The following is a 592-nucleotide window of genomic DNA, read 5'->3' as shown; positions in this document are numbered from 1 at the left end:
TCTCCTGCATCAGGATCACCACGTGCTTGACGTCCGCCACGGTGCCGGACGTCGGCTTGGCCTTCGCCTCGGCCTCGGTGGCGCCGGCCAGACCGGTCAGGGTGGCCGCGCCGGCGGCTGCGGTGGCCGACACGAAGGTGCGGCGGCTGAGCTGGGGGGTCATCGGTCGGCCTCTCAGAAGGTGAAGGTGGCGACGGCGGCGGCGGTGTCCGAGGGCCACTCGTTGGCGGCGGCCGAGGGCTCGGGCTGCGGCCAGCCGGTGGCCAGCGTGTGCGCCTCGACCAGGACCAGCCGGCCGGCGAAGTGGATCTGGTCGATCCGGTCCTGCGGCTCGGCCTTGGTGCCGCGGGTGCGCCGGGTCACGGACCAGGTGTTGCCTGGCGAGGCGGCCGGGTCGGGGTGCGCCGTCCGGTACGCGTCGACCAGTCCGGCGTTCTGCAGGGCCACGGTGACCGGCCAGTTGAGCGCGGTGACGCCGCTGTGCGCGGCGGCGGTGGCGGGCGTCCAGTCCAGGTGCGAGGGCGAGGCCAGGTCGGCGGCCAGCACCACGACCTTGCGGGCGGCGAGCTCGGCCTTCAGCAGGGCGGCCAGC

General features: G+C 75.2%; 1 pseudogene. It reads right to left on the bottom strand.

Features of this window, described 5'->3' with window-relative positions:
- Nucleotides 1-174 precede the first annotated feature (174 nt).
- Nucleotides 175-592 (bottom strand): annotated as a pseudogene (locus AA75_RS44385) (hypothetical protein); the annotation flags it as partial.

The sequence above is a fragment of the Kitasatospora sp. MBT63 genome (assembly GCF_000710465.2).
Taxonomy (GTDB): domain Bacteria; phylum Actinomycetota; class Actinomycetes; order Streptomycetales; family Streptomycetaceae; genus Kitasatospora.
This window is presented reverse-complemented; position numbering and strand designations above follow the sequence as displayed.